Below are 25,254 nucleotides of genomic sequence, written 5' to 3' on the forward strand. Positions count from 1 at the left end.
TATGTACTTCAAAATAGTGAATTTTGGTCAAACTAAATTAGATATAGATATAAGCACACCAATTATGTTTTATTTCGCTAAAGCATGAGTAAGCGATATTATATGTCGTGAATCAGCTAGCTAAGCATTGTAAAGATCTCCGGACGTAGTAGATTAAGTATATTGAAAACAATATTACTAATAAGGATATCTAAATGACATTAACCACAAAAAGGCAATATGCTAATCCGTATTGATAATACTCGGTTATTATAAGTGCTAGAGCATAAAAGTAATTAGATAACTTTGAATAGACATTTTATCTATCCTACTAAAGATCAATTAAGCATAAAAAATGAAAAAGCCAGCGAATCTCTCGATTAATTGGCTTTTCATTGGTTTTAAATTGTTACCTACCTACTATAAGCTGCCCACCGGAAAAGCTAATACATGATTCACAGAACCAAGATGATTGTTTTCTGATATAAGGTATATCCGCTGGTACATCAAGTTGATACGGCCGTCCACAGTACTCACAGTGAACATCATCTAAGTAAGCCTGACACTCCGCTAATACGCCAAACAAAATATGATAATCGATATGGTATTGTCTGCAGAGTATTTCTATATACTCTACATACCGCCCATCATGCCCGTATGCCCAATAGTCTTCACATAGCTGCATGTCGTACTGATCTACATAAGGGCTAAAAATAAGTTTTAAGCTCATGGTTATCTCCAAACCAAGTAGTTGACGTTAATCACAACGAATAAGGGACATCGTAGTGATTCATAATGGTCAAAAATTTGGTCTCAAGATTCGTTAATGTATAACGATTCAGCGCTAACCCTTCATTTAGCTCTCGTTGCACCCATATCCTAACCGCTTCATCATTATAAAATATCGGATTGAAGCCTAGCATCTTTGCTAACTGTGAACCCTGTTGTATTTGCAGATTTACCATAAGTTTGGTAGATAGCGATATCGCTTCAGCGCTTAGCCAAATTGAAGCATGCGGCGGTTTGATAAATGTGTTCATGTATAATCTCCTATAGATTAATATTTCTTTCTGTTGGTCGTAATGACTTTCTACAGTTAAAATTATACATACATTTTGAGCTATTGCAACTTAAAATAACCTTCTATAGAACTTTTTGTTACTTAAAAGAACATTCAACCTATTTGAGAAACTATAGTTTGCTGCGTATTATTTGGCGTAATAACTGATAAGCACAGCATTATCTTGTGTTCTAAAAGGAGGAAGGTTTATTGTTCTTCCTTAACTATCTCATAAAGGTCGCCCACTTCAATATCCAAATATAAACATAGCTTCTCGACAACTTCTAGATCCACTCTTGTGGCTTCTTCGTTATACATGCGTGTGATTGTGCCTCTGTTGACATCAGTATCTCTAGATACATCAGCAATCTTTAGTCTTTTCTCACCCATAATTCTAGATAAATTGCACTTCACCATAACCTCCTCCATAATAAAATAACTTTCTGTAGATAAAAATGTCTTGCAAAAGATTATTTTTAGTGTAAATTATGTTCTATAGCAGGTCATAAAGCTATCAGATAATAATACTTTAATCTTTAGTAAGGATTTTACTATGAGTTATACCTATTTAACAACCGAAGAGCTGTCACAACGTATTAAATATGACAGCAAGACCATACGCAACCAACTTAAGGATGCGGTATTCATTGAGGGCGTTCATTACATCAAACCATTTGGAGGTAGAAAAATCCTTTTCATATGGCAAAAGATTGAAGAGTTGATGCTGACAGGCTACGACGATAACATTCCATTTGCAGCGGGAGCGTAATCATGGCGAGTATCAATAGCCGTAATGGCAACCTATATGTAGATTTTCGATACATAGGCCAACGTTGTAGAGAGCAAACCTTACTGGCAGACACTAAGCCTAATCGAAAGCGTCTAGAAAACTTCGTTAGTAAAATGGAAGCTGACATTCAATTAGGTAGTTTTCGATATGAAAACTATTTTCCGCACAGTAAAAAGCTTGAGCAGTTTCAAAGCTTAGAGCTAATGAAGTTAACAAATGGTCATAAGGATTCAAGCTCAGGCTTTGATAGCTTTAGCAAAGTTTGGTTGGAAGAGAAAAAGCCAGAATGGCGTGACTCTCAGATAAGTAATGTAAAGGATATATTTAGAATTTATCTAATTCCTCATTTTGATAATATGCCGCTGAATAACATTAGTAAAGCTAAAATAATGGCTTTTCGAGGTAAGTTAGTTAAAGAAGGAAATAACGGACGATCTTTATCAGCGTCTCGCATTAATCATATTATGACGCCATTACGTATGGTGCTTACCGAAGCATCTGAGCGTTTTGATTTTGAGAGCCCTTGGAAGAATATCAAACCACTCAGTGAGCCTAAAAGCAATGTTAGTCCTTTTACTTTGGATGAAGTCATGCTTATTATTAATAACGTTAGAGCAGATTATAAGCCTTACTATATCGTACGTTTCTTTACAGGTATGCGTACAGGTGAGATTGATGGTTTGCCGTGGAAAAATATAGATTTTGCACGCCGACAAATCATCGTTGATCAGGCAATAGTAAATGGCGTTATAGGTGAAACCAAAACTACTGGTTCAAATCGTATTATCCGGATGAATCAGCTGGTTTATGATGCGTTGATTGAGCAGCAGGTACTAACTAAACATCGAAGTGAGTTTGTTTTCTGCACAAAAGCGGGTACTCCTTTAAATCATCGTAATGTGACAAAACGTATTTGGTATCCGTTACTACGATATTTAGAGCTTAATAAACGTAATCCTTACCAAAGTCGGCATACTGCTGCGACGCTTTGGCTTGCTGCTGGTGAGTCACCTGAGTGGATTGCTGCACAAATGGGTCACAGCAATACAAAAATGCTATTCACAGTGTATTCTCGCTATGTACCAAACCTCACTCGTCAAGATGGAAGTGCGCTGGACAAGTTATTGGAAAAACTAAACATAATATAAATTCGTGAAAAAGACTTATAATTACACAAAGGCATCTAAAATAGATGTCTTTTTTTTATGTTAATCGTGGAAGCATTTGAGTACTGGAGGTAGAGTCAATAGAACATTAATTGATGGATGGATGCGTACAAATGATTGTCACAGAAAGTAGATCAAAAGAAAGCATTGAGATCGAAAAGTGGTTGAATTCACATGTTTTAGAGCTAAGTCATAAGCACGAAATCGAAAGCTTGCTTATTGAACTTACTTTTTTATTAGATATCACGCCTTCACAGTACAAGATCGAATTCACCAAAGAGCATCGATACCTATCTGCTTGGCTTACAAAACAACATTTCAATTCAGATTTAATAGATCTTAAAAAGAGTCTAGTTTACGCTAATGGTATCCAAGATAAATCATTTTTGCAGGAAATTGGTGAACGCTACGTTATTGCATTTCTAGCAAGCCGTACTTCTTGTCCTAAAATCAATATATATCGCTCAGTTTACTTTCTACTTTGCTTAAGAATGGTTAGGTTAACCGACTATGATAGCCGTATCAAAGCGACTTTAAATGAATGTCGCTATCTTACCTCTAAAATTAGAAATTTCTTAGAACCTTTTCTACCAGAAATCTCTCAAATTGGGGGATTAGACGAATTACAGCAGGTACTTGAGCAAGTACAGAATAACGATAACTATAATAGATGGAAAGAAATACATCCCGAATCTTTAAAGGATCTAATTAAAAAATCCAACACCATTGACAGTGTAGAAAACGAATTAACACAGCAAAGTCATGTAAATAAGAAACTAGCTGATTATATCTACGAGTTTGTCTTACCTATTGAAAACTATTTCAAAAGCGAATCTGGTATTACACGTAATACGAGACAGGCTGAAAAACTTGTTGATGTTTCAGAATATGTAGATGAGACCACCGGAAACTTAGTGACTGACTTGGTTTTAGTGACTGAGATTGCCAATGAAGATAGCGCTTTTGAAGTAGAGGAACGTCAAGACGATGAGGAGCAAGCATTTGAGCAGGTTTTAATTGCTCATCCTACTAGCTACTATTTAGATAAAGTCAGAGCAGAACAACAAGTAAACTGTCGGCACCAACGTAGCTTAAGTCAAGCAACGGATGTAAACAATGCGCATCCAGATGACATAAAAATTTTAGTCAACAACCTGCTGACGTCACTGTTGAAGCTAAACCTAGCAAAACTAAAAGACTTTCATGAGATGAACGATATTAGCATTAAATATAATCTTGATCACCAGGCATCACTGTATTTACTGATGCTGTTATTGACCGGAATACCAGAAGTATTCATCTTTGAAAATCTTAAGTTGAGCTATCAATCTTATCAGTACCGTTTAGAATTTGCACCTATTCGTAGCAAAATTAATAATGATTGGAATGTTGAGTTATGTGCTGATAACAGAGACAGCCTTCAACTCTTCTTTCCAGAAATTATCGGAAAATTGCACTATTGTATTGCAAATGATATGAGTTCAGAGAACTTTGAACAGATTTTGCAGCGTGCAAATGATCAGCTTAAAATTATTAATAAGCAAAACAAGACAAGGTTAACAATAAACAAAATTAAAAACTATCTTCCCTATTTTCTAATTCAAGAGGGCCGAGATATTGCATTAATTGAGGTTTTAACTAGTAAGCCTATCAATCATCAATCATCGCTTCCGTACTTTAATGTTAGTCAACATGACTTATTTCGCTGTCAGTCCGATTTTATTGAGCATTTATCAAACATGCTTGATGAGCATAATTTATTGAGCGATTATGCTCATCAATTTTTTAAATTATTAGAAGAAAAAGCTACGGCATATTGGGATAAACAGATGGGCAGCGTCTTGGCGATCAAAGAGGCTGGTTTAGAATATGTCGTGTCCAAAATACAAAATGAGCTACAGGAAAGTATTGAAAGTAGAAGTTTAAGGAGTCCCAAATCGATAGTTGAGCTACATAATACGTTCATCGATTACTTATATATTATGCTCTCAGTCTCTAGTGGTTATAGACCTGTCCGTGAACCATTCGGTAGGCTTAGTCACATTGATACTAGAACCAAAACTTTTTTTATTAGCGATAAGGAAAACCATCAAGACACCCGAGGGCGGCTTGTTTATTTGCCAGATATAGCAAATGAACAGATTAAGATATACGTGCAATATTTGCAAAAAAATGCAGGGATTTTAACTCGACTAGATAATCCTCTTGGCGATATTTATTCTAAAATTCTTGAGAGTAATATAGGGTTGATTACTTATCTAGATTTCGACAACGATACTGATGCTATCAATGAAGTGAAACTTACTAAAAGCTATATTTATGAACGTTTATCTACGTATATCAATTTACCTCTGAATTGGCACAGACACTTTATTCGCTCTCTTAAAGATATTGAAGATGGATTATATTCCACTAATAAAACGTCTCTAAATAAAGGTTTTGGGTATGACCTCATTGGTGCTTGGATGGGGCATGCAGATTCATTAGGTTTTGATTTTTACAATAAATATAGCGGTCTTAAGAGAAAGGAAATCAAGCGGTTCGCTAGCTACTTAAACGATGTACTCGAAAATATTGGATTTAAAGTGATAAAACTGGAGGAAAAAATATGACTAAACGTATCTCCGGTATTGAGCAACGAGAAAATAAAAGAGAAGTCAATTTAGAAAGAAATATCAAGAGGGCTCGGCGTTTAGTCAAAAAGCACATAGACTTTAGTTTCATTATGCAATCAGACAATATTCAAATTGCATTCAACATAATGTGGCAAAAATTTGATAATGAATTAAGAAAAGAGAAAAATTTTCGCAATTATCATACCTACGTTCATGGGTATCATGAAGCCATACGCTATTGTCAGGATTACATTGAAGATAAAGAGATCAATGTAGGATTCCCAAAGCATATCGTCGTTTCTGACCGACCAAAAAGCTTTCGTACTGAATCTTGGTTTGCTGATGGACAAAGAATACTTAGTTTTTATATCACATGGATGACAAGCCTAGCTAATAAAAAACAAAAATTAGTCTTAGAGGATTTAATGCTGTCGCTAATTTTCCACAGTACAGTATTAAAAGCTCCTGTATTGCAGTCTATTTTAGCTAGAGTTTTGGATAATACATTAAAATTGGAAGTTATCTTTGAGCTACCTGTGACGAACATCATTGTTGATGACAAAACTTATGATACGAATACTATTATTAATTCGCAGCCGGTGCATCAAACTCAAGTCTTTCTATCACCGCTAACAGCAAGATTGATTGACCTATATTCTCAGCAACAGGATAGTAATGAAAAAATAGACAGTTTCAAAATACAGAGTTTGTATGCAAGCTTACGAATGAAGCAATTAGGTAAGTCTGATTCATTAGATATGAGTTTAAACAGATTCTTAAAGGGATCTATATATGTGTCAGAGGATTACCTTAACTTAGATTTACCGGAACATACATGGTATCTGCTTATCGGTGAAGATTTAGCTTACAGCTTACAGCAAGATAACTGGCAATCAATTGTTTATGATATTTACCACTCTAGTGAGACAGAACAAGATGTGAAACCAATGCTAGCAAGTGATGAGGTAGTTAAACCTCGAAGAATTAATTATTTCACGGCTACAAAAATTTCTAGTCTATTTAAAACAACGAATAACCATAAACTGTCGAAGGCCAAGTTTACAGATCAGCTCCAAGAACTTTATGACAGTCTACTATTAAACAAGGCGCCATTAAACGAATTAGCCATTATAGGATGGTTATTATCTAAAACAGATGGCCATCAAGTCAGTAGCATTCAGGCTTATAGCAATATTATCACCTATCGTTGGTTGATGGTGACTGAAGGTCTTAATCTCGAGAGTTACAGTGCAGAGGATTTTCATACACTTTATATTGAGCTGATTGAGCTTGGAAGATCTGAAAAGGCTAAAAATAAAATTGCCTACTATATTGATGGTATACACTGTTATTTGGTGAATAACCATAATGTTGAGCCTATCGCTCTACTATCTTCTACAGCGAGAGCGCATCACAAAACAGGTTATTTATCAGAAACAATGTTTCAAGCTATTTTAAATAACGTTCAAGCCCTTAAAGTGTCTAAAGATGAGACTGAGGCCATACAGCTTGCTTTGATTTTGGGTCAACGCTGTGGACTTAGGATAGGTGAAATAGTAAAGATAAAACTAAAAGATGTTGCTGTAACTTCTTCCTATTTGGAAGTTCGCGATAACGAATATGGAAACAATAAAAGTAGCTCTGCATTACGGCGAGTGCTACTAAGTCACCTTTTGACAGTCTCTGACATGATATTACTTAAAAGAGTCTTACTAAGACGTAATCAAAGCACCGGTGATACCCTAATAGCCAGTCAAGCAGGTACAGCTTATCATGCTGGTGATCTATCTCGTATTTTAACCAGTTTAATTAAAACGTCTACTGGGATACCTTATCTTACTACACATCACTTGAGGCACAGCTGTTTAACTAACTTTCAACTTATGTCATTCTTATACGATACAGACTATACGGAGGCAATGTTCGACCACTTTTGCTCGAAAGCTTTGAAAAATTTATTACCTTACGATGATGAAAAATCTCGTGAAATTTTGACTTATATCGAGACCTCAATACAGTATAAAAAAATTTATGCGTTAGCTGGAATTGCTGGTCACGCAAGTCCTGTTACTACTTTTTCGTCTTATATCCATTTAACTGATATTCAAATTGGGTTGCTTCTTTATCACATAGACTTTCGGTTAACTTCTGAACACAGTTTATTATTAGGCATTCCTAGACGCAGAAGAAGTGAGTTTGAAAATCAACCGCTTAATCTGAATGACTATTTTGTTAAAAAAATGAAGCTTAGACCTTTAACTAAACCAAAAGCTAGTGCTGAGTTATTTAGACTAGGTGATGAAGCATCCAACAAACCTAAAAGATATTCATTCGATGAGGTGAGCCAGGTCTTAGATGCTTATATCGAAAAAAGAGATTTTACTCATACCGAATTATTGGCTATTTTTGAAATAGAACAGCACATCTTCGATAGATGGCTCAAAAATGCAAGCCAGCTTAAAACTAACCCCATGTTTCAAACCATTCATGGTAGACCAAGATTATTTGCACCCAGAAGCCATTCTGATTTATTACCAACTCTAGATAGGTTCGTTGATGACAGAGCCTTGATGAAGAAAATGACCAATAAATTCAGAGCTTTATATAAAGATAACAAAGATACAATGCACCAATTCGTACTACATACTTTAACGAACTCTCAATACTATAAAAACCATATTCATTTTAACGATTTTCAAGTGTTAGATAACTATCTGAAAGTGCTAAACAGACTAGTATTCAAAAAGAATGTTCGTTTAAAGGTTTATAACTATCAACAAGTTAATGCTACAGACTTAAAAAATTGGCGCCTTATAATGAAAAGATTTTTACCGTCTCAGCTGGATATTGTGCAAACGAATGAAACAAAAGATCCAGTTTATCAAAAGAAAATCCGCATTGAGCTGTCACTAGCTAGCCAAACCGAAGAAACAAGGCTCAAAAACAGAGAGGAGTCTGGATCACATATTAAAGGATGGACAGTGAGAACTTTACAAGTATTTTGTCATTACGTATTTATCATGATAGGTGAACGTATGACAGATAGCACAAATTAACAAGATAGGAATATAACAATGAATCTAGCTTCTAAAACAATAATTCCTAATAGCAAGACAGTAATAAAACTTCATCCTTTAGCTAAGCAGTTACATAAATTGATCGTAGAAGCATATGTGCTCGGTGAGCAACAGGACTTTCTAGCTTCTATGATGTCTATGTTCAATTGTGAGAAAGACATTCCTATACATAATATTTCACTGATTAGTCAGGGTTCAGGAACTAATGAGTATCAAATTATTGGAGGCTGTTTCAACCTTATATTTGATATTCACAATATCAATTCTGATAATTCTTTATTTCATAGTTATAGTCAGTCAAAGAGAGGTAGTAAAGCTGAATTTGAGCAAGATATTATAGCTTTTATTTATCTTGACTTCATCAGAGCTATCTCTCTTTTGTCACTTAAAAAGCCTGGCTTTATGGAGCCTGAGTTAAGAAAACTAACTAAGAAGTATAAAAGTGAAGTTTGGAACAAACTATTCAAAGGAAATAATAACTACCTACGTCAAATTGACTATGCAAAGTTACTAGACATAAAGCGAGATACGATAAGTAAGCAACTTAAGTAATTCACTAACTCTATTTGCTAATACGCCTCAACGATGCCGGGTATTTTTTGAGTAATCTTGCAGAAGCTAAGAGCCGCTTTTCTTACTGCCACTCAAGTATATGAGCTGCCAACGCATCATCAGCAAAAAAATACGCAGGCGGTACATTTAGCGTCTTGGCTATTAATGTCAGTATTTGGAAATCCGGTTGATGAATGATATCGCTGATCGCTACAAACCTTGTTTATAGTCTTGGTGATATACCAGCTCATTCTTCAACACGCCCCAGAAGCTTTCTATCGGAACATTATCAAATGCAGTTGCCCTTACCACTCATCGAGCCTGTAAACTGATGCTGTTTGATAATCTTGTGGTAGGCATGGCTACAGTACTGACTGCCTCTGTCAGAGTGGACTATCAGCCCTTTAGTAGGTCGTTTGTTCCTGATTGCCATATTGAGTGCACGGCATACTAGATCAGCGGTCATACGTTTGTTAATGGCATAGCCAACCAGCTCTTTAGTGTATAATTCTTTAACCCCTGCTAAGTACAGCCAACCCTCATTTGTCCAGATATAGGTGATGTCACTGACCCAAGACTCATTAGGACGCTTAGCATCAAACTGCTGATCCAACACGTTTGGATAAACCATTTTATTATGGTTTGAGTCTGTAGTGACTTTGAAAGCGTTTGTGGCGACGGCATTTGATGCCATGTTCTTCTTTGATACGTCTGACCATGTACAAGCTAGTGTCATGGCCTTGCTCTATGAGCTTTGCATACAGTCGCTCAATATCATAGCGCTCACGAGTTTCACTGTGAGCGGCCCTAACCAGTAGCTCAGACTGATTACGGTGTATCTGTTGGTCACTGATATCACGACTCAGCCAGTCGTATAACTTGATGGCTTAACACTTAGCACGCGGCACATAGTGGTAATGATAAAGAAGTACTGGTTATCTTTGATAAAGGCGTACATGACTAACTGTCACTGCGTGCATAGCCCTACGTCTTGCGTCACTAAAACAGTCTCCCAGACTGTTTCTTAACGTTCCTCATTGACAAAGTACGCCGTCTCCTCATTCGAGCATAGCTCTCATCTTGCGTCGGGGCGAAGCAGTGCTTCGCTTTATCCCTCCTCATTTAATATCTCTCGTTCCTCTGCAGCTATTTTAAGCTGTCGTTTGAGCTGCTTTATTTCCTGAAGAGCCGTCATAAGATCAGGATCATATTGAGCTATTCCTGCAAGTTTGCCTTGAGTGGCTTTATTATTCCAATTAGATAAGGTCTGCATGGCTATGCCAAGCTGCTTTGCAGTCGCTGAAATATTGCCGTTATTATCTGATATTTTCTTGACAGCTTCGGATTCGAATTCTTCACTATAGGTTCTAATTTTCTTGACCATAATAAACTCCGATTAATACGCTTAGTTTACCAAGTTTATTTGTACGGTTTCTTCAGCATAGCTCATTAAAGACGACTAAAGAAAATAGAGTGTTTTGAATCACTTGAAAGTTAAACTGCTTTAGATGACCTAACAAGCGCTATCTGAAAAGCTGGTGTATAAATCTACTATGCAATCAATGACGCTTAAGATATCGCTGCAAGAAAGCGAGTAGGTATCACCAATACCCCTATTTGACCTAATATAGTCTTAACTAACTTAACGCCTGAGCATCGCTATGATCTTACATTTGCTGTAAAGGTGAGTATCCATAGTTACATAAAATTCCATATCAAAGTGGAAATAAGTAGATGGAAAAATCACCGTTCATGGTTTTTATGAGTTACGAAAATGGAAACCCTTATGGTAAAAAGTAGCATTGAGAAAAACTATCAAGTATAAATAATATACTTATTTTTCTTGAAATAAGTATATTATTTATACTTATCAGGTGACCAAAATAAGGTTATTGGTTAGCGTAAACTGTATTAAATTATGCTAAACGTCGTATCTAAATATTGGATAGAACCGTTGCTATATAAGGATTCATATCTTAATATGCATTAAAGTCATTTAATGAAATCTGGTGGGTCTAGCCTGTCACGCCGGGGGTCGCGGGTTCGAGTCCCGTCCGCTGCGCCATATTTAAAACGAATTTAGACTTTCGAGTTTAAGCAAGTTTCGCCTCAAACAATTAGATTGTTTGAGGTTTTTTTGTGTCTGTGATATTACATAAAACTCAGATTGGTGTTTGGCTAGACTTTCGAATAGAGAAGAGAAGAACAGACTATCTAAAACATTTATGTCCTTATCCTGTGCCTACCTATTCTATTTTTTACTTTATCGTGTATCGCATTTTACGATTGGTCGAAGAAAAATATTACTTCTTTTATTTCTACTTAAGGTTTGATCAGATAATCTTTCTCATTTCTAAGGTTGAATGACGCCTAACTTTCAACATAGGCTGGCTGGCAAACAAGACAATCACACCAACTAATGAAAACACACCAAAGGCGTAGAATGCAGTAGCAGCACCATACCGATCCACAATCAAACCAGTAAAGATGACAGGCACACTAAGCCCTATATATGCCATTAGAAAATAGCCTGCACTCGCACGTGCTTGCTCATTGCCAGCAGAGCGTGCGACTCCTAGCATACCTCCTAAATAGACAAAGCCATAACAACTACTGCTAGCTAAAAAAGCGGCCAAAAGAATCACTGGAAGGTTGGCGTTCAAAGTTCCCCAAGCCAATAAAGCATAAGCCGGTAGTAAGATCAAAAGACCAAGCTTGCTTGAAACTTGAGGGTCAAGTTTTCGGGCGATTGGTTGAACGATCAATCCGCAACTGATGGCTAACATAGAGGATATCCCTGCATACTTAGCGAGTCCATGCGTGGCCAGTACTGATGGGATAATGGACAACACCAATCCGGTCGTCGCCCAACAAATCAAAATACCGCTGCCATACCAAATGATTTCACGATTAAAATAAGGTAGCCGTAGCATAGATGTGGGCAAATTAGTCCGTTTAGGTGCTGTCTCTGGTAATTGATATAACAAAAACATAGCGAATATCCCGCTCGCTAGCAGTAAGAAAAAACTGGCTGGCTGATCGGTTTCATAAAACATCAAAGAAACTGTCGTCAATACAGGACCAAGACCAAAACCTATCGTCGTACTGGCCGTCACCCACGCTGTCGCACGCATCGTATCTGATGAGCCAAGCAGCTCAATCATATAAGCAGTCGCCGTAGCAGCCATCAGCGCCGTTCCCACACCCAGTATGAATCGTGCTACTGCTAACGCTCGTGTGTAAGGATAAAACAACATGAGAGCCGTCGCTGTTATTGATAACGCTAAAGCTATTAAAATAGTCTTGCGCCGTCCAATCCGATCAGACAATCCGCCAAAAGCCAACAATACAGGTATGACGCCTAATACATAAAAGGAAAACGCTATCGTAGTTGCTAGTACGCCATAGCCATCATTGTGTGCGTAAACAGCATAAAGCGGCCCTTGGATATTGACGCTTGTCGTTATCACACATAAGGCAAAGGCCAGATATTTATTATATTTTTTAGTGGTCATATATCGCTGCTTTTTGAAGAATGATCATTGAATTGGCTGGGGTTAGTACGATTCACAATAGAATCACACCTACCTCTACATCGTTTACGTTCAATGATTAAAACAAAAGCGCAGTAGGTTATCTATATACAATCCAGTACAATCAGACAGAACTGTTTGGTCTATAGAACCCATACAGTTCGAAAATCAAATCAATATATTGTCCCATCTACAATTTTGAGACAAGACATCCATAGAAGCTGACCTATCAAAAACAGTAAAAAATATGAATAATAAATTCACACGCATCGAAATTGTCATGGCTGACGTAAAAGAGAAAATAGCGACCGTTATCTACATGCCAGAGTCGCGACTACCGTCTGTACGGGCAGCCGCTAAAAGCTATGGATTTTCACCATCTACCGTGGTTGAAGCCTACGAGCGCCTACAAATAGAGGGAGTTATCTACTCTCGTCCTGGTGCAGGGTTCTATGTGTCAGAGACGACAGCGCCGCTATCGTTAACAGATATAGCGCCAAAAATTGATCGAGTGGTAGATCCATTATGGGTATCACGGCAGTCGCTTGAGCCACCCGATGGTGCGCTAAAGCCAGGCTGCGGCTGGTTGCCAGCGGATTGGCTGTTTGAGGCAGGTATACGCCGTGGTCTGCGAAATGTGGCAAAGGCTGACGCGTCTATTATCAGTGAATATGCAACGCCGCTAGGACTGTTAGCATTGCGTCAACTACTCACACGGCGTATGGCAGGATTGAGTATTAATGCAGAACCGTCACAGGTCATATTGACGGATTCGGGCACTCAAGCGATAGATTTGATTTTTCGATTTTTGCTGACACCGGGTGATACGGTTGTCGTCGATGATCCTTGTTATTTTAACTTTCGAGCACAGCTACTTGCCCATCGAGTCAAAGTGGTTGGTGTGCCTTATACGCCAAATGGGCCAGATGTAGAGGCCTTTGCAGCGATTCTAGATGAGCATAAGCCGCGCTTGTATATCACCAATGCTGCCATTCACAATCCTACTGGTGCAACATTATCACCGGCTACGGCATACCGTGTATTACAATTGGCCCAAGCGGCAGGTTTGTACATTATCGAAGACGATATTTTTGCAGATTTTGAAGTCAAGCCTGCAGCCAGATTGGCAGCTTTGGATGGTTTATCACGAGTATTCTATATCGGCAGTTTTTCTAAAACGTTATCTGCATCTCTACGCTGTGGTTATATTGCAGCGCCTATGGAATGGGTCGAGAGTTTGGTAGATTTAAAGATAGCCACTGGCTTTGGTGGTAGTCAGTTGGCGGCAGCTGTTGTGTTCTCAGCGTTGACGGATAGCGGCTACCGTAAGCATATGAATGATATCCATACTCGGCTGGCAAGCGCGCGTACGCATGCGTTAGCACGATTGGCCAAACTTGGCATCGTACCGTGGCTGCTCCCACAAGCAGGCATGTTCCTGTGGTGCCGATTACCTGAAAATAACAATGCGACCGAATTGGCCAATCGCTGTTTATCACAGGGTGTAGTATTAGCGCCGGGCAATGTTTTTAGTCAATCGGACAATGCTGAAAACTTTATGCGCTTCAATGTGGCGCAGATGAGTCATTCAAAAATATTTGAGGTATTGGCTCAATCGATGACTTAGATGGTTAGTTTTTTATAGGGTGATTGGTAGGTTTACAAATGAAGTCGTGAAAATTGATGAATGGTTTACCCACAAAAAAACCGCCTTCAATAAAAGACGGTTTTTTGTTTTAGCTTACTGTCAGACAGTCTATTTATACTAATCTTGTAGATAGCTTAATAAACGCATAAATTCAATGTACATCCACACTAGTGTAGCAAGTATGCCGATACTGAATAGCCACTCGTAGTCTTCAGAGATGCCCATTGCCACACCGCGGTCGATATTATCAAAATCTAATAAAAGTGTGAAAGAAGCAATAACAATGACGAATAAGCTAAAGCCAATAGCGATCACGCCGCCTTCAAACAAGAAAGGTAGGCTTGAGCCGAATGCTAAAGATAATACCCACTGTGCTACATATACCAGCATGATGGCGATGACGGCTGAGGTCACGATCGAACGGAACTTTTGAGTCACTTTCACCAGACCCGAACGATATAGACCTAGCATAACGGCTGCGGTGACAAAAGTTGCACACATGGCAGTCACTGGTACGCTTGGGTACATTCTCATAAAGAACAGTGAAATACCGCCTAAAAATATACCTTCTAGTAGTGCATAAGGTACAGCCAAAGTCTTGGCTTTTTGTGGCTTAAAAGTGATGAAAAGAGCCAGAACGAATGCAGCAATCATGCTACCAAAAGCTGCCATCGTGATAAACCCCTGCGATAGACCTGCCATCAGTGCATAAAAGAAAAAGCCCACACCAGTGATCGCTGATAGCCCAAGTAATAGACTGGTCTTTTGGATAACACCTTTGACCGTCATTGGATTCCCGCCGATCGCAAGTTCTGCGCGACTGACAATAGGATTGGCCATATATATGTCCCTAATAATAAAATGTAAATGAGTTAGATAACAGCTACTTTAGCAAATCCGCCATTATTGTCAACTGTGTTTGCGTGACGGCCATAAAGGCCTGACGACATTCTGTAGTTGCTTATTGAATTATAATAATGTGATGCTATATAGCTAAATAAACACGTTTAAAAGTAACGTATGATGGCTTTTATATGGGGTCGATTACGACAGTTAACAACGATAATTCATAAACATGCTAGTCTAAGCGCTCATTTATCGCTATCATTACCTAGTATTTTACCGTTATACCGAGCCGTTTTATGGAAAACTCAGCGCAGTCAGCCAGATTGCCACACTTACATGAGTCAGAGCTGTTTCACGCTATCAAAAACCCTGCTTTTAGGCGTATCGGATTGATGGGCCGTGCAGGCAAGCGTAGTGTCACTCAAAGCCTCGTGCAGATTGCCCAAACGATCAATGATATGAATCTCACATTGATTATGGATGTGAAGACGGCCAACTTACCAACATTGAATCTCACTGAGATTGAAAAAGTTAAAATCGTTAAGCGCAGTCTCATCGGTGAAATTTGCGATTTGGTCATCGTTGTTGGTGGTGATGGGTCGATATTGCATGCCGCCGAAGCTTTAGCACGTTACCGTGTTCCTGTGCTGGGCGTTAACCGTGGTCGGCTTGGGTTTTTAGCAGATGTAAAGCCTGATGAGGCCGCATTTAAGCTACGCCAAGTCTTGATGGGTGATTACCAGCTAGATCATCGGTTCCTGTTGACTATGGAGATACGAGAAGGTCGTAAGATTATCCACGAAGACATGGCGCTCAACGACATCGTATTACATGCTGGAAAATCAGTACACATGATTGATTTTCAGATGAAAATTGACGAGCATGATGTTTATAGACAGCATAGCGATGGTTTGATAGCGGCGACACCGACTGGGTCTACCGCTTACGCACTGTCAGGTGGTGGCCCTATCATTCATCCAAGTATGGATGCCATCTGTCTAGTACCTATGCATCCACATACGCTATCTAGCAGGCCTATTGTGGTGAGTGGTAATAGTGAGGTGTGTATTCGTATTCACGAAGATAATCGAACTCAGCCGATGGTCAGTGCAGACGGTAAGCCGAGTGTGCCACTTGAGCAAGAGCAGCGGCTCTATATTCGCAAGCACCCTGATAAGTTAACACTGTTGCATCCACCAGGGTTTGATTTCTATGAAGCTTGTCGTACAAAGTTGCACTGGAACGTCCATGCTGAAGAATTCAGTCTGGATGTCGATGATGATATTATGGACGATGACGAATAAGTGCATCTGTTATATAAAAACGTTATCTAGGGCTTGTTGAACATTCAACCATGGCACTGACAGAGACTATTTTTTAGACAGTTCGACGTTAAAAATAGTAAGTTTAGTTATTCTAAGCGTCTATTTTTAATAATGAAATGGCGAAAAAGAGCCCTGTCTCTACGAGCTGATGCTAAAACTGCTCCATACTGCTTTGTAAAGCTTGTTAAGGCAACGAGCATTACCGTCGCTTTACGCCTTGTCTGGAATAGCTTTAGTCATCAGCAGTGCCTATTTGTGAATGTTCAACAGGCCCTAAAATATGCTATAAAAAATAGTAGTGGAGAGTAGATAAGATGGATAAGCAAACAATATTGGCAAGTTTGACGCCAGAAGTGGCTGATAAGTTTCGTATGGCGATTGAGATAGGCAAATGGCCTGATGGTCGTAAGCTAACCGCTGAACAGCGTGAAACTTGTATGCAAGCCATCATGGTTTGGGAGCATGAGCACCTACCACCTTCTGAGCGTACTGGCTACATTCATAAACCAGTAAAAGACGATGGGTCTGTCGTTGGGGCAGAATGTGATGTTGAGCATGAGCATCATTATCCTAATATGCCGAATCCTAAAGGGGCCGTGCAACCCGTCAAATTTCGTGATAAATAAGCATTTATTATCGATGTGAATCACAATAAAAAAGCCACGCTATATATAGCGTGGCTTTTTTATTGCTTGACGATTTATTAAAGTGCAGTCGTATCAACGCTAGGGCGCACGGTTAGTGGGTTTTTTTGCATCAAAAACCCTTGCCAACCCCAATGTAAAAAATTACGAATATTGGCATGATCGGTACCATTAGGGGTTGCTTGAACTTTGGCATAATGCTCACCGAATAGTTTTAGCGTGTCTAATTGATCAAGGCCATGGAGCTTAGCAAAGCCAAAAATCTTTGCACTGCCTTCGTTTTCACCAGCTGCATTATGTACCATGCCATTAACAAAAGGGGCAGGTGCATAGCGATAAAAATCATCAATAAAACTGATGACATCATTGAATCCAATGGCTTTTTTGTTCAAACCATTAAGTAGAGCCGATATGTCTGATTGGCGAATACTCATAAATAAATGACCTCAGAGCAGATTAGAAAAGTGAAAATATATCGATTAGCGATTAAAATAGTCTTCATCATCGAAAGAAGGCGCAAAACTGCCTTGCTCAAGATGTTGCATTTGCGACTGTACAGAACGCTCATGCTGAATACGTTGATAAATCTCTTCGCGGTGTACGGCAATATCTTTAGGTGCATTTACACCGATACGTACTTGATTGCCTTTGACACCTAGGACAGTCACACTGACCTCATCACCAATCATTAGCGTTTCGCCCACGCGGCGTGTCAAAATTAACATGCGTCACACTCCTTATGTCGCATCAACAAATTATTACTCATTAGATTACTTCTCAATTGCAGGACATCACCGCAGTATTAAACATACTATATATCGGCATAACTAAAATAATTAGCGTAGTGCCAATGGCGGCAATGATAGGTAGATTCATTTAGCCCAAATGAAAGCCCATTATAGGGGGCATGGCAGAGACTGTCACGAGTTTTCACAAAACTATTAGGTAACTACTAACGTCAGCAATAATAAAAAATAAAAATAGGATCTCAAGAGACCCTATTTAATTGAACGTATTATTGACTGTTATTAGTAACCCATGAGTGCTAACTGCGCCAGCCAAATCTATTACTGTTAATTAAAATAATAGTCCAACCACTATAAAGAACACATCAGGATTATAGATGGCTATTATAGCCCAGCGATTTTACTTTCGCCATCTTCGCGATCCAAACCAAATGCGGTATGTAGTGATTTAACCGCTTTTTCTAAATGCTGGTCTTGAATCAGTACAGAGACTTTGATTTCGCTGGTCGATATCATTTGGATATTGATGTTGTTTTCAGCGAGCGTCTGGAACATAAGACTAGCGACGCCAGCGTGCGAGCGCATGCCAACACCCACTAGTGAGACTTTGACGACTTCACTATTACCTAAGACTTCTTTTGCACCAATCTCGTCTTTGACTTCTTCATTCAGCACTTTCATGGTTTTGTCTAAATCAGAGCGATTGACAGTAAAAGTAAAGTCGGTTGTGCCATTGGTCGAAAGGTTTTGTACGATCATATCGATTTCGATATTGGCGCGTCCAATCGGGCTCAAGATAGCAGAGGCAATACCAGGGTGGTCAGGTACACCGCGCACTACAATTTTTGCTTCGTCTCGGTTAAAGGCGATACCTGAGATGATTGCCTGTTCCATACTATCTCCTTCGTCTATCGTAATTAAGGTGCCGACATTGTCTTGAAATTCTTGGTCAAAGCTACCGTCTGTGTTTTCATCAAAGCTAGATAGTACACGCAAAGGCACACCATATTTACCCGCGAACTCTACTGAACGAATCTGTAGAATCTTAGAGCCAAGACTTGCCATCTCAAGCATTTCTTCAAAGGTAATTTTTTCAAGTTTCTTAGCTTTTGAGGTGACACGAGGGTCAGTGGTGTAGACGCCATCAACATCAGTATAGATTTGACATTCATCCGCGCCCAAAGCAGCCGCAATAGCGACACCAGTAGTATCAGAGCCACCGCGCCCTAATGTGGTCGCGTTGCCTTCATCATCAATACCTTGGAAGCCTGCGACGATGACAATATTACCAGCATCTAATTGCTCGCGAATATTTTTATCATCGATGCTTTCGATACGGGCTTTATTGTGGGCGCTATCCGTCTTAATCGCGACTTGACGGCCAGTAAATGAACGAGCACCGATACCAAGCTCTTTAATCGCCATCGCGAGCAATGAGATAGAAACCTGCTCACCTGTTGAGACCATTTGATCATATTCACGAGGATCAGGCTGAGTGCTAATTTGGCGAGCCAGATCGATCAAACGGTTGGTTTCGCCGCTCATGGCAGACACCACAACGACCACTTGATGACCATTGTCATGCCAGCGTTTGACTCGTTTGGCGACGTTTTTGATGCGGTCGATACTGCCCATCGAGGTGCCGCCGTATTTCTGTACTATTAACGCCATAAAAATCTACCTATTATTCATTAATGGCCTTTTGTTATCATCAATGAGAGCCAATGTCGCCATGTGACGCTCAATCAATGTTTGCATAGACAAAGCCGTATTATAAGAGTTGCGCCCTATGCCTTTCATTTATTCAATGGTGCTTGTATTTAATGGTACTTATTATTCAATAGTGCTTAGCAGTCAATGAATGAACAATGTGTTCAAACGTTGACCTTTATATCATATCTACGTCACCACGTTAAGTGCTAGTGCGGCTTAGATGTATGGCGATTGGTTATAATGGTTATAACCAATCACGTATTGTACATTTGATCATACAGCTTTTCGCTCAGCTTACTGCTTAGCCAAGCTGTTCTGCAATCCAAGCAGGTAGTGCATCAATGACTGCTGCACTGTTGCCAGACTTTGGTGCGCCGCCTTGAGCATAGTCAGGCTTACCGCCACCTTTACCACCCAGCTCACCTGCCAAGTGACGAATGATATCACCCGCTTTTACTTTGGCTGTGACAGATTTCGCCACACTGGCTGCTAGGGCTAACTGATCGTCTTTATCACCCACCAATACAATCACACTGTCTGGAAGTTTCGATTTGATATCGTCCATCAGCGTGCGGATTGACTTACCATCGACACCGCTTAACATGCTGATAAGTACAGGCGTACCTGCGATAGTCTGCACGTCATCAAGTAAGTTGGCTGCTTGGGCACTGGCGATTTTTTGTTGCAGGCGTTCTAATTGTTTTTCTAGATCGCGTTGCTTATCTGCCATGGTACGTACACGCTGTGCAACTTCCGGGCGTTTTACTTTAAGCTGACTTGCAAGCTCGCTTAATTGTTGCTCGCTTTGCTGAATGTTTTTGACCGCATTCATACCAGTAACGGCTTCAATACGGCGAATACCAGCAGCAATGCCTGACTCGCTCGTGATTTTCAACAGGCCAATATCACCAGTACGCTGTACATGCAAACCGCCACACAGCTCGATAGAGAAGGGCTTGCGTTGACCATCTACGATACTGTCTGTACCCATGGTAAGCACGCGAACGTCACTGCCGTACTTTTCACCAAACAGCGCCATTGCACCGTTTTTCATGGCTTCATCAATCGACATGTTCTCGATACGGGCAGGGGTATTGGCTTGAATTTGCTCATTGACGAGACGTTCGATACGGCTGATTTCAGCAATGCTAACGGGTCTGTCATAAGAGAAATCAAAACGTAATACTTCGCTTGATACTAGTGAGCCTTTTTGCGTAACCTCATCACCCAATACTTCTCTTAGCGCGGCATGTAACAGGTGAGTAGCCGAGTGGTTTTTGGCACTGGCGGCACGGATACTAGAGAGTACTTGCGCATCAGCCGTTTGTTTGGCGTTAATCTCACCCATGGTGACAACACCATAGTGGATAATGGCTTGACCAGATTTTTTGGTATCTTGAACTTCAAAGACACCAGATGCGGTACGAATTTCACCCAGCTCACCAACCTGACCACCACCTTCGGCATAAAATGGGGTACGGTCAAGCACAACAACACCTTCCATACCTTCATTCAAGCTGTCTGCCGAATTGCCGTCTTGATAAAGCGCATCAATCGTTACGCCTTCTTCTTCAAGTTGCTCATAACCGATAAAGGTCGTTGGCGTCTCTACTTGAATGACGCTGCTATAATCGACGTCGAATTTACCAGCATCACGCGCACGCTCACGTTGTGCTTGCATGTGCTCATCGAACTCAGCCTCATTGATAACGATACCGCGCTCACGAGTGATGTCAGCGGTCAAATCAAGTGGGAAGCCATAAGTGTCATACAGCTTAAAGGCTGCTTCACCAGATAGCGTGTCACCATCTTGCAACCCTTCGAGCTCGCTGGCAAGCAAACGCAGCCCTTGCGCTAGTGTCTTAGCAAACTGTGTCTCTTCTTTTTGAATGGCATTTTCAATAGCGCTTTGCTTGTCTTTTAGCTCAGGATAGGCGTGGCCCATTTCAGCAACCAATGGTGCGACCATCTTATAGAAAAAGTCACCATCTGCACCCAGCTTGTTACCATGGCGCACCGCACGACGGATCACACGGCGTAGCACATAGCCACGGCCTTCATTGCTTGGTGTAACACCATCAGCAATCAAAAAGGCAACGGCACGAATATGATCAGCGATGACTTTCAATGATGATTGCTGCTCATTATCAATCTCTAAAATCTCAGCTGCTGCATCCATCAAATGGATAAACAAATCGATCTCGTAGTTGCCATGGACGCCTTGCATGATCGCACTAATACGCTCAAGACCCATGCCTGTATCCACACTAGGTGCTGGCAGTGGTAATAGCGTACCGTCTTTTTGACGGTTGAACTGCATAAATACACAGTTCCAAATCTCGATATAGCGGTCGCCATCTTCTTCAGGTGTGCCTGGTAGGCCGCCCTCGATATCTGCACCATGATCATAAAAGACTTCGGTACAAGGACCACAAGGACCAGTGTCGCCCATCGTCCAAAAGTTATCTGACGCATACGGCGCACCTTTGTTATCACCAATACGAATGATACGATCGCTTGGGATGCCGATATTCTTGTTCCAAATATCAAAGGCTTCATCATCGGTTTCATAGATGGTGACATAGAGACGGTCTTTATCAATTCCTAACCAGTCACTCGATGTCAAAAACTCCCAAATATACTCAATACCGGCTTGCTTAAAGTAATCGCCAAACGAGAAGTTACCGAGCATCTCAAAGAACGTATGATGACGGGCAGTGTAGCCAACATTATCTAAGTCATTGTGTTTACCGCCAGCACGTACGCACTTTTGCGAGGACACAGCACGTGTATAGTCACGTGGCTCCATGCCCAAAAATGTCTCTTTAAACTGATTCATACCGGCATTGGTAAATAGTAATGTCGGATCGTTATGCGGAATCAGACTAGACGATGGGACTGTAGTGTGCTGCTTGCTTATGAAAAAATCGATAAAGGCTTGGCGAATATCGGCTGAGCGAAATGGCTGGCTCACAGCGGCTCCTTACTGACGGATAGAATTGAGTAGATGAAGTAAAATAATTTTGCAAGCGATTTTAGCACAAACGCCCAAGCTCTTGGTACAAGAGTTACAACTGCAGGGTTATTCTGTGGATATAGTCAATACTATATCAACCAGATAGCGCGTCAGGATTGCTAATTCTACTAGTCGTAGTGCTTTCACTTGCCTTCATTATTGTATCCAAATTATCTTGAGACGACCATAGCCAGTATTTTAAAGCATTACAAAATCTGGCTCGCAAATGAATTAGTTGGTCAAAATCGCTGCATCAGTTTCGTCCAATCTATCTTGTATCAATGGATTGGATTCAATCACCTGTACTGGCAAGTAGCGCAGTTGTAGTTTAATGGGTAAATATTTGGGAAAGTTTGTCGCCATATCTTGGGTAATCGCTAATTCAATTTGACGGACATCGTATGAGCTAGGCGTTGTTTCCCCGCGAATAACAGCACGTACGACTTGGTTGTCATCGACAGTTTCGAATTGGGTATTGGTTAGCACGTTGCCCTTATCAATGAAGTAACTATTGATGGTTTCTTTAACGCTACTCTCAAACACTTGCTGTTTTGCATTGGTCTGTAGATTGATAGTTAAATAAGTACCCAAGCCGCCTAGCAATAATAAAGTCACAGCGTTACGTCGCAAAAAAGTTAAGTAGGTGTTTGATTTATAATCGTCATCAACCAAACGGCGGAACCCTAGCAGCCAAAGCACTAAGGCATTGGTAAATTGAATCGCAATAATGTTGGTGATGGCTAATAAAAACGCACCGAGTCCGAGCTGTAGCTCACCATTAGCCAATAAAATACCACTAGCAGCCAGTGGTGGCACCAGTGCTGTGGCAACGGCTACGCCCACAACGGCAACCGAGAGGTGCGGCGAGACCATCGCATAAGCACCAGCAGTACCACCTGCTAGAGCAATCATCAAATCCATGGATGTTGGCTGAGTACGGGACAGTATTTCTGCTGTTAAAGGCTGATCTTTGTGTAGCCACCCCACGATAAAGCCAACCAATATCACCAATGATACGCCGATGAGCATGGTGATGAGCGATCTGCGCAGTAGCGGCATACGATGATCAATAATGGCTAATGCGACACCAGTAATCGGTCCTAGCATCATGGCCACTAACATAGCTCCAATGACCACCGCTGCTGAGTTGGTCACCAGTCCATAACTGGCGATAATGGCAGACAGTATGTTCATGATGAAATACATTTTGCTAGGCAGCGCATTGGCTTCAATTCTTACTCGGACTTCTGGATAATCTACTTTTTGATTGCTAAATTGCTCGGCAACAAACTGTTTATAAGATTCTAGTTTGGCCTCTTTTTGTTCTTTAACTTCTTCCTCTTGTGCTTCTTGATCGTTAGCCTCGTCTTTTACAGTATCCTCTATATTTTTCTGACCATCTTGTTTTGTGCCAGTTTCAGGCTTATTTGCAATAGCGTTTGTTGATTCGTTGACTAACTGCTCTGTATTCGTATTATTTTTTAGCGAGCGGTCTTCTATATCACTATCAGAAACGGTTACTTCAGCGTCAGCTTCTTCTTGAGAGGCTTGCTTAGTGCTGTCATCATCATCTTGAATTCTTTTTGTAGCTTCAGAGTTCGCTAAGTTAGCACTCTCAAAATCAGTGCTATTTGAATCTATTTCAGTCTCTGATGTTAGGTCTTCAGGAGAAGGCTGTGATTTATCATCAGAGGTGTCGGATTCAGAGGTTGTGGTATCAGGTGTCTCTAATGTCGCAACTGCTACATCTGGACTGATCGATTCTATGATTACTTTTGCGTCAGGATTTTGTGTATCTGCCATGTCCTTATCGGATTCATTTTCGTCATGATGCTCTAAATACTCTGAAGATTCAGCATTTTTTGCAGTGATGTCTGGCTCAGAGTTATCAGTCTCATTCGCTACTATAGCGTGTTCTTTTTCAGGCTTAGTCATCGCTAATGAGTCTTTGGTAGCGCTCGTGTTATTAGACGATTTTTCTTCAGATGAGGTCATAGCAAGTAGCTTTCTTAAAAAGTAAAAGAAAGTCGTTATTGTAATGATAAATGGAGGAAGGTATATGAGTTTTTTGCGAACAAGAAGGGAAGTTAGTCGGTAACTGATAATAGCTGAAAGGTAATATTTATGATATTGAGACTACCAGAACAAAACCTTAATATTAACATGGCTTTTGCTCTGAATCATCTGTTATGGCTATTCTATGGGTCTATATTAAATACTTACTTTTAATGTGGGTTTAGTGTATAAAGGTACTATATCCACAATAAAAGTAAGGAGTATCTTATGAACTGGCCATTATTTTCTGTCATTTATTCAATAGCAGCAACCGTTACCATTGGTGTGTTTATAGTTGCCACGTTAGTAACAGGTTTTAATGAGATATTGCATGTGCAAATAGCAGTCGCGTTGGGAATTTTGGTATCTATCCCAGCAGGATTATTCTTTACCAAAAAAGTCGGTAGTATTACTGGCAATGAGGAAGGGTATAAAGTGTAGGGCATTTTGAACACTCACAGATAGTCTCTGTCAGCGCCACGATTGAAT

At 40.1% G+C, this 25,254-nt stretch carries 17 protein-coding genes and 2 pseudogenes; 9 read left to right on the top strand and 10 right to left on the bottom strand.

The features are described from left to right. Positions 1-740 precede the first annotated feature (740 nt). Together I6E83_RS03525 and I6E83_RS03530 are read right to left on the bottom strand one after the other, a co-directional pair. Positions 741-1,019, bottom strand: coding sequence for a hypothetical protein (locus I6E83_RS03525; protein ID WP_197100000.1), 279 nt, complete (start codon positions 1,017-1,019; stop codon positions 741-743). Between the two features lie 227 nt (positions 1,020-1,246). After that, on the bottom strand, positions 1,247-1,468 hold the full coding sequence (locus tag I6E83_RS03530) for a helix-turn-helix transcriptional regulator (protein ID WP_320158378.1): 222 nt from the start codon (positions 1,466-1,468) through the stop codon (positions 1,247-1,249). Between the two features lie 124 nt (positions 1,469-1,592). On the opposite strand from I6E83_RS03530, the gene I6E83_RS03535 reads away from it, so the two are divergent. The 5 genes from I6E83_RS03535 to I6E83_RS03555 all read left to right on the top strand — a co-directional run bounded on the left by I6E83_RS03535 (position 1,593) and on the right by I6E83_RS03555 (position 9,239). Then, the gene (locus I6E83_RS03535) at positions 1,593-1,808 is read left to right on the top strand and encodes a hypothetical protein (RefSeq protein WP_021813684.1); all 216 of its coding nucleotides are present in this window, start codon (positions 1,593-1,595) and stop codon (positions 1,806-1,808) included. A gap of 2 nt (positions 1,809-1,810) precedes the next feature. Further along, a complete protein-coding gene (locus I6E83_RS03540; RefSeq protein ID WP_197100001.1) occupies positions 1,811-2,977 on the top strand; it encodes a site-specific integrase in 1,167 nt (388 codons plus the stop codon). A 131-nt stretch (positions 2,978-3,108) separates the two neighbouring features. After that, positions 3,109-5,607: a hypothetical protein gene (locus I6E83_RS03545; RefSeq protein WP_197100002.1), complete on the top strand. Its 2,499-nt coding sequence runs from the start codon at positions 3,109-3,111 to the stop codon at positions 5,605-5,607. Further along, a complete protein-coding gene (locus I6E83_RS03550; RefSeq protein ID WP_197100003.1) occupies positions 5,604-8,666 on the top strand; it encodes a tyrosine-type recombinase/integrase in 3,063 nt (1,020 codons plus the stop codon). Before I6E83_RS03545 ends, I6E83_RS03550 begins: the two co-directional genes overlap by 4 nt. An 18-nt stretch (positions 8,667-8,684) precedes the next feature. Continuing rightward, a complete protein-coding gene (locus tag I6E83_RS03555) occupies positions 8,685-9,239 on the top strand; it encodes a hypothetical protein (RefSeq protein WP_197100004.1) in 555 nt (184 codons plus the stop codon). A gap of 193 nt (positions 9,240-9,432) precedes the next feature. Here the strand turns inward: I6E83_RS03555 and I6E83_RS14960 are convergent. Beyond that, positions 9,433-10,623 (bottom strand): annotated as a pseudogene (locus I6E83_RS14960) (IS3 family transposase); the annotation flags it as partial. A 949-nt stretch (positions 10,624-11,572) separates the two neighbouring features. After that, positions 11,573-12,754 carry an MFS transporter gene (locus I6E83_RS03570; RefSeq protein ID WP_197100005.1) on the bottom strand — a complete coding sequence of 394 codons (1,182 nt, stop codon included), beginning with the start codon at positions 12,752-12,754 and terminating at the stop codon, positions 11,573-11,575. 265 nt (positions 12,755-13,019) lie between these two features. Here I6E83_RS03570 and I6E83_RS03575 point away from each other — a divergent pair, with 265 nt between their 5' ends. Further along, the gene (locus tag I6E83_RS03575; protein ID WP_197100006.1) at positions 13,020-14,399 is read left to right on the top strand and encodes a PLP-dependent aminotransferase family protein; all 1,380 of its coding nucleotides are present in this window, start codon (positions 13,020-13,022) and stop codon (positions 14,397-14,399) included. Positions 14,400-14,537: 138 nt separating this feature from the next. On the opposite strand, the gene I6E83_RS03580 is transcribed toward I6E83_RS03575, so the two are convergent. Then, complete coding sequence (locus I6E83_RS03580) at positions 14,538-15,260, bottom strand: Bax inhibitor-1/YccA family membrane protein (protein WP_110922643.1); 723 nt, start codon at positions 15,258-15,260, stop codon at positions 14,538-14,540. A 302-nt stretch (positions 15,261-15,562) separates the two neighbouring features. Between I6E83_RS03580 and I6E83_RS03585 the strand changes: the two genes are divergently transcribed. Together I6E83_RS03585 and I6E83_RS03590 are read left to right on the top strand one after the other, a co-directional pair. After that, a complete protein-coding gene (locus I6E83_RS03585) occupies positions 15,563-16,570 on the top strand; it encodes an NAD(+) kinase (protein WP_181416247.1) in 1,008 nt (335 codons plus the stop codon). Between the two features lie 335 nt (positions 16,571-16,905). Further along, complete coding sequence (locus tag I6E83_RS03590) at positions 16,906-17,217, top strand: YeaC family protein (protein WP_197100007.1); 312 nt, start codon at positions 16,906-16,908, stop codon at positions 17,215-17,217. Between the two features lie 77 nt (positions 17,218-17,294). Here I6E83_RS03590 and I6E83_RS03595 read toward each other — a convergent pair whose 3' ends face one another. From I6E83_RS03595 to I6E83_RS03615, 5 genes and pseudogenes are all read right to left on the bottom strand, one after another. Beyond that, on the bottom strand, positions 17,295-17,669 hold the full coding sequence (locus I6E83_RS03595; protein ID WP_110922646.1) for a HopJ type III effector protein: 375 nt from the start codon (positions 17,667-17,669) through the stop codon (positions 17,295-17,297). Positions 17,670-17,792: 123 nt separating this feature from the next. Continuing rightward, a pseudogene (gene csrA, locus I6E83_RS03600) lies at positions 17,793-17,960 on the bottom strand (carbon storage regulator CsrA); the annotation flags it as partial. 405 nt (positions 17,961-18,365) lie between these two features. Then, the gene (locus I6E83_RS03605) at positions 18,366-19,652 is read right to left on the bottom strand and encodes an aspartate kinase (protein ID WP_197100008.1); all 1,287 of its coding nucleotides are present in this window, start codon (positions 19,650-19,652) and stop codon (positions 18,366-18,368) included. A 343-nt stretch (positions 19,653-19,995) separates the two neighbouring features. Beyond that, entirely contained in the window at positions 19,996-22,668 is a 2,673-nt protein-coding gene (gene alaS, locus I6E83_RS03610; protein ID WP_197100009.1) for an alanine--tRNA ligase, read from the bottom strand. 273 nt (positions 22,669-22,941) lie between these two features. Continuing rightward, positions 22,942-24,705: a TIGR00341 family protein gene (locus I6E83_RS03615; protein WP_110922649.1), complete on the bottom strand. Its 1,764-nt coding sequence runs from the start codon at positions 24,703-24,705 to the stop codon at positions 22,942-22,944. A gap of 288 nt (positions 24,706-24,993) precedes the next feature. Here I6E83_RS03615 and I6E83_RS03620 point away from each other — a divergent pair, with 288 nt between their 5' ends. Continuing rightward, entirely contained in the window at positions 24,994-25,206 is a 213-nt protein-coding gene (locus I6E83_RS03620) for a hypothetical protein (RefSeq protein ID WP_110922650.1), read from the top strand. The last annotated feature ends 48 nt before the right edge of the window (positions 25,207-25,254 follow it).

It is taken from the genome of Psychrobacter sp. SZ93C1, from assembly GCF_015864635.1.
Lineage (GTDB): Bacteria > Pseudomonadota > Gammaproteobacteria > Pseudomonadales > Moraxellaceae > Psychrobacter > Psychrobacter fozii.